The organism is Gluconobacter sp. Dm-73, assembly GCF_018256215.1.
Classification (GTDB): domain Bacteria; phylum Pseudomonadota; class Alphaproteobacteria; order Acetobacterales; family Acetobacteraceae; genus Gluconobacter; species Gluconobacter cadivus.
This window is the reverse complement of record NZ_JAERLW010000003.1, coordinates 393,476-399,475: the sequence shown is the minus strand read 5'-3', so window position 1 is coordinate 399,475 and position 6,000 is coordinate 393,476. Positions and strand designations below refer to the sequence as shown.

General features: G+C 61.0%; 5 protein-coding genes and 1 pseudogene. 2 read left to right on the top strand and 4 right to left on the bottom strand.

All coding sequences use genetic code 11. The features are described from left to right. The 3 genes and pseudogenes from JK176_RS05240 to JK176_RS05230 form a co-directional block, all read right to left on the bottom strand. A pseudogene (locus JK176_RS05240) lies at positions 1 to 398 on the bottom strand (hypothetical protein); the annotation flags it as partial. A gap of 162 nt (positions 399 to 560) precedes the next feature. Next, entirely contained in the window at positions 561 to 1,094 is a 534-nt protein-coding gene (locus JK176_RS05235; protein WP_211586795.1) for a heme-binding protein, read from the bottom strand. 148 nt (positions 1,095 to 1,242) lie between these two features. Beyond that, complete coding sequence (locus JK176_RS05230; protein ID WP_194261097.1) at positions 1,243 to 2,970, bottom strand: OprO/OprP family phosphate-selective porin; 1,728 nt, start codon at positions 2,968 to 2,970, stop codon at positions 1,243 to 1,245. A gap of 332 nt (positions 2,971 to 3,302) precedes the next feature. Between JK176_RS05230 and pstS the strand changes: the two genes are divergently transcribed. Continuing rightward, positions 3,303 to 4,331: a phosphate ABC transporter substrate-binding protein PstS gene (gene pstS, locus JK176_RS05225; protein WP_194261098.1), complete on the top strand. Its 1,029-nt coding sequence runs from the start codon at positions 3,303 to 3,305 to the stop codon at positions 4,329 to 4,331. Positions 4,332 to 4,479: 148 nt separating this feature from the next. Next, the gene (locus tag JK176_RS05220) at positions 4,480 to 5,727 is read left to right on the top strand and encodes a multidrug effflux MFS transporter (protein ID WP_211586794.1); all 1,248 of its coding nucleotides are present in this window, start codon (positions 4,480 to 4,482) and stop codon (positions 5,725 to 5,727) included. A 54-nt stretch (positions 5,728 to 5,781) separates the two neighbouring features. On the opposite strand, the gene JK176_RS05215 is transcribed toward JK176_RS05220, so the two are convergent. Then, positions 5,782 to 5,919: a hypothetical protein gene (locus tag JK176_RS05215; RefSeq protein ID WP_156474507.1), complete on the bottom strand. Its 138-nt coding sequence runs from the start codon at positions 5,917 to 5,919 to the stop codon at positions 5,782 to 5,784. Between the last annotated feature and the right edge of the window lie 81 nt (positions 5,920 to 6,000).

The window sequence follows — 6,000 nt, the reverse complement described above, 5'->3', positions numbered from 1 at the left end:
TCGTTCTGGTGGGGGCCGAAGCGCCAGTTGGGCAGATGGGCGGGGGTGCGCTCGAACAGGCCGGAGAACTTTGAAATAACGATATTGCGCGCTTCAGGCGGACCCCAGATCAGGGAGGTCAGGCGGATCTGGGCGGCGAAATGGCCGAGCGTCATCATCTGCGGGCGGGTGCCGTTGGCGATATTGGCGACGGAGACGTCGTCGGCGTCGATGGTCAGCCATGTGCCCGGATGGACGTGCAGGGCGCCGATATGGACGGCGCGGCCGAGCTTTTTTTCCAGCCGTGGCGTGGCGAAAGCGGCGAGGTCCCGATGGTCGATCCAGATCCATCCTGCGCCGAACAGGGCCAGAAGGAGCACGATAAGGGACAGGATGGAAACCAGAAACCAGCGCAGCAAGAGGATAGTCTTTCAGGACGTATTCAATGAAGCCGGACAATACCGGGAAGTTCTGCAAAGGGGAACTCCACGGTAAAGGCCGGGGGGATACACGGAATATTTCTGAAAATTCTGCTGCAATAAAAAGACCACGGTTTTTTGATTGTGTGGTTGATGGCCGCGTTACTGAAAGACGCTGCGGAATTTTTCGACGGCGCGCAGGGCGCAGGCTTCGTCCTTGTCGCCGCCGGGTGCGCCGGAGACGCCGAGGCCGCCGAGAATGGCATGATCGGTTGCGCTGCGCAGGGTGACGCCGCCGGGCACGAACAGGACTTCGGGGATGGTGTTCAGGGCGCCGTTTGCGGGGCCGGTGACGCCTGCGGCAATCAGTTCGCTGGTTGTGTTTTTATTGAAGGCCAGACCGTAGGAATAGGCCGTATAGGCTTTGCGGTAGGAGACGGAGAGCGATTGCAGCGGGACCGTATCGCCTTTGACGACGGCCTGTTCATGACCGGTTGTGTCCACGACGGTGGCGGTGACGGAATAGCCCTGTGCGGCGCAGAGGCGCACGGCTTCGGCGGCGAGGGCAGCGGCGGTTTCCCAGTCGAGTTTCTGACTGGTGACGATATGGGAGGGTGTTTGCGCGCGGGCGGTGGGGCTCAGAAGGGCTGCGATGAGCGCTGCTGCGGGCAGAACTGTTTTTGCGTTGGGGAGCATCAGCCGGTTCTCTCGTTGTGGAACCAGAAGCATGCTGTGTGCGGGGCGTGGATCGCAATCGGGAATGCGGGGGTGCACGCAATGGTGTTTGGTGGGGGGCTGGGGGTCTCTCCCGGACCGGAGTCCGGGAGAGGGGAACGGGTCTGTTTTAGAACGCAGCCTGAATACGGGCTGCGAAAGAGTTGCCAGAGCGACCGGAAACGTTGGTGGCAGAGGCTACGCTACGAGACGTGACGAAGTGGCTGTAGTCCACCATGAAGCGGAAATGGCGGTTCGGGTACCAGTTCAGGCCGCCGGTATAGACATTCTGCATGCCGCCCCGGACGTAGCTGACGCCGTTCTGGCTCGTGATCCCGGCCGTTGCGGCATTGATGTTGCTGTTCAGGTCCAGGCCGCTGTACTGGGCCACGGCTTCGAGGGCACCCCAGTGGTTGAGCGCAGGGTTGAATTCCTGATCCGCACCGACACCAGGTGCACCGAATGCGCCTTCCTTGATGTTATACATACGGGGCTTGCCGAAAATCGTGTAGGCAGCGGCACCATACCAGCCCTGGAAGTTGAACGCGGGCAGGTTGGCCTGCGAACGCTGAACGCCAACGTGATAGTATTCGCCCTTCACGAGGAAGCGGTCCCAGCGGAACCCGAGTTCCGGGCCTGCGGCCCAGACCTGGGCAGCCTTGGTGATTGAACCCGTCGCTACGAGGCTGGCTTCACCAATATCAAATTCCGGACGCTGCCCAAAGGACGTCGTACGGGAGCAGTAATTGGCGTTAGCTCCGGTGTTGCAGGCGAGGCGGAAAGCGGCAATCGCCGATACACCGACGTGAAGATCCACATCCTTGGTGGCGATTGGACGGCCGGCGGCGCGGAGCATACCGCCCGTCTGACTGTCTATCGTGGATCCGCTGCCACCACCGTAATAGGTGGAGCTCATGTCAGAGGCGTTGCGGTGACCCCATTCCTGGCCGGTGAAGTAACCGGCAACCCACCAGCGCTTCTCGTAATGCAGGCCGCCGACCACGAAGCGGGCATCACCCGCTGCGATGTTACGGACCATATCCGTGATGCTGGGACGTTCCAGCGTCATGAAGTCGTTGGAGCTTTCGGCGTCCTCTTCCGTCACGCGGGGCTGGAAATAGCCGACCGTCAGGATGGTGTTGCGGAAGCCGGTGTAGTTCAGGTTGCCTTCGTAGAGGCCGACATAACCATCGTTATGGTTGGCGCCGAAATCAGGCGTGACGGCCGCGACCCAGTTCTTGTAGCGGAACATGAACGGAATACGCAGGCGGCGCTGGTTGGTGGTGAAGCTGTTGAAAGCACCACGGGTGTCGTTGCCGCGAGGTCCGGAATTGAAGAAGCCGCCGAAGTCTTCATGATAGGCGAGGCCAATCGAGAGGGCATAGGCGCCGTCCGAAGACTGGATCGTTGGGCGACCGCCCGGGAAGCCGACCTTGATGCCGCCGACGCTGACTTCTTCGTCCTGGGCGGTTGCGCGCTGGAAGTCGGCCCAGGAGGAGACGTCAGCGCGGTCTGACGGCGGACGACCATCATCGGCGCCGGGCTTGGCCGGGCGAACGCTGATCAGAGGCTGTGCGGCCGTGCGTGGCTGTCCGATATAACGGCCACGCTGGGCGTAGGGGTTGTTTTCGGCTTCTTCCCGCTGGCGGGCCAGAACGGCACGGGCGCGCTTCACTTCTTCAGCATGTTCTTTCTTCATGCTGGTGAGCTGGGCCTGCATGGCCTGGATCTGCCGTTCCATGATCTGCATCTGGTCGGCGGCCCGGGCGTGGCCACAAAGCGGGAGGAGGGAAACCAGGGTCGTTGTGGCCAAAAGGGCCTTGGGAAGACCTGTGGTCCGACGGAAAGAGAAAGCCATTGCTGCGGTGCGTCCTTCTGGGGAGGGCGTGTGTTCCGCAGTTCAGGTATCTGATTCGCTTTTTGAAATAATGGGAAGGTTTCATGACGGGAACATGACAGTTCCATGACAGAAGGCGCGAAAAGCCCCGGAAAACAGGGAGTTCCGGATTTCATATGTCAGTTTTGTTGCGAAGGAAGCGCTGACCGGCGGGTCGGGGTGGGAGGAGTGTGACATTTCGGCACTTGGGGGGTGTGTGATGGCTGTCATGAAACTATCACGTAGGCCCTACTGTTTCTGTGTCCGTGCCAGCGTTACTAAGAGGCAGTTTTCACGCCCCATAAGGGATTCCCATGATCAAGAGCAGAGCTCCGCTATTCGGTCTTCTCGTCGCCACGGCCCTTGGCACTGTTGCCATGACCCCGTTCGTGTCGTCGGCGCAGGCTGCGGACATCACTGGCGCAGGGTCCAGCTTCGCCGCACCGATCTATGGTGCATGGGGCACGGCTGCAAAGAGCCAGGCCGGTATTTCCGTGAACTACCAGAGCGTGGGCTCCAGCGCCGGTCAGGATCAGGTTATCGCCCGTACGGTTGATTTCGGTGCGTCCGACAAGCCAATGAACGGTGAGCGTCTGGCCAAGGAAAAGCTGTACCAGTTCCCGACCGTCATGAGCGGCATCGTGGTTGTGGCGAATGTGCCGGGTCTGGCTCCGGGCCAGCTCCGTCTGGATGGTCCGACACTGGCTGCGCTGTATGACGGTGAGATCACGACCTGGGATGACGATCGCATCAAGGCCCTGAACCCGGGTCTGAAGCTGCCGGATACGGATGTGGCTCCGATTCACCGTGCCGATGGCTCGGGCACGAGCTTTGTGTTCACGTCCTATCTGTCGCAGGTCTCCCCGACTTGGAAGCAGAAGCTCGGTGCCGGTACGTCCATCGCCTGGCCGGGCGGTTCGGGTGCGCGTGGCAATGACGGTGTGGCCGCTCTGGTGCGTCAGACGGAAGGTGGTCTGGGGTATGTCGAGTACGCCTATGCCGCGCAGAACCACCTGAACATTGCCCAGATGAAGAACCACAGCGGTGCGTTCGTCGCGCCGACGCTGGCCAGCTTCACGGAAGCCGCCAAGGCTGCTGACTGGGTTCATGCCGATCATTATGCCGTGAACCTGCTGGACACGGATGGTGCGTCTTCCTGGCCGATCGTGACGGCGACGTTCGTTCTGGTGCCGGTCGATGCGGCGCAGAAGGAGTCCGGCAAGGCTGTTCGTGACTTCTTTACCTGGGGTTTCCAGCACGGCGATGCAGACAATGCCCGCCTCGACTATGTCGGTCTGCCGCAGAGCGTGCGCACGGACATTCTGGCCAACTGGCCGAAGTAAGTCCTGCGTCTGTCTCCGCAATGACGGGCTGGACCTGAATTTCAGGGCTGGTCAGTCAGGATAAAAAGGCGTTGAGTATGGAACGGGCTTCTCCTGTGTGGGAGAAGCCCGTTTTCTGTTTTTTGCTCTGTTGAGTCGTGGTGCCCGCGTGTCCGTTACGTCGCTTTCCGAACAGACATCCCCACAGGGGATGAATGGCCTGACCCGTGTGCTGATCGGTGTGATCTTCATTCTGGGGCCTGTTTCGACGGACATGTATCTTCCGGCCTTTCCGGAGCTGGAGCACGATCTGGGGCATGGGGCCGGTTCGGCGCAGCTCACGCTGACGGCGTGGCTGGCGGGGCTGGCGATCGGGCAATTCACGCTGGGGCCGCTCTGCGACCGGTATGGGCGCAAGCTGCCGCTCCTGTTCGGGCTTGTGGTGTATGCCCTTGCCTCGGTCGGGCTGGCGCTGACGACCAGTTTTCACATGTTCTGCACGCTGCGCTTTGTGGCGGCTCTGGGTGGGGCGATCAGTTCCGTGGCGCCGCGGGCAATGGTGCGGGATGTGGCGACTGGGTCGGCGGGCGTGAAGCTCATGTCCCAGCTGATGCTGATTTTCGGTCTGGGGCCTCTGCTGGCGCCGTCGATCGGGAGTTTTCTGCTGGACTGGGGAAGCTGGCGGCTGATTTTCTGGGCGAATGTGGTCTTCGGCGTCGTGATGTTTTTCTGCACGCTGTTTCTGCTGCCCGAGACGCTGCCCCTGGACCGGCGTTTTGCGCTGCCGGTCAGCGGGATGGTGGCGCGTTACCGGGACCTGTTGCGTGAGCCGCTGTTCTGTTCTGCGGTCATGGTCGTGAGCTTTGCGACCTTCACGATGTTTGCCTATCTGTCGAATGCGCCTGCGCTGTTTGAGAACATTCTGCACTTCTCGCCGCATCTGTTCGCCATTTTCTTCGGACTGAACGGAATCGGCTTTATCATTGGTTCGCAGGTGAATGCCAAGCTGGCAAACCGTTTCCTGTTCACGCGGGTGATGGAGACCGCAATGCTGGCGGTTCTGCTATTCTGTGCGCTGGCGGTGGTGGTGTGTCTGAGCGGATTTGCGGGGCCGCAGAATCCGTGGATCCTGTGCGCGCTGATCTGGTGCACCACATTTTCGCTGGGCTTTATCGGGCCGAATGCGGGCATTCTGGCGCTGACGCATCACGGGCATCAGGCGGGCGCGGCTGCGGCGCTGATGGGAACGCTGAACTGGACGATTGCTGGTCTGGCGGGGGTAATGATGTCGTTTCTGCCGCCGGACTGGGTCGGGTCAACATCGGTCGGAATGCTGGTGGGGATCAGTTTCTGCTGGCTGTGCGATCTGTGGCGCCGCCGGCTGGATCCGCAATCCTATCTGTCTGTTCGGCAATAAGGGCCGGAGCGGGACGCCCGGCGCGAGGCCGGGCTTGTCCCGAGAAGACTGTGATCAGCTCTCGGAAACGCGGTCAGCAGCAACCGTAGCAATCATCAGGGCGCCGATCATCGGAACGAAGGCAACCATCGAGAACTGTGCGAGAAGGCTGGTGGGAAGGCCGATCAGGTGGATCAGGGTCATGGACGTCATCTGGAAAATCTCCGTGTGGATCTGTCTGCCGTTTTGCGGCGTGCAGCGGGAGAAACTCCAGAATCGATGTTCGAAGCAACA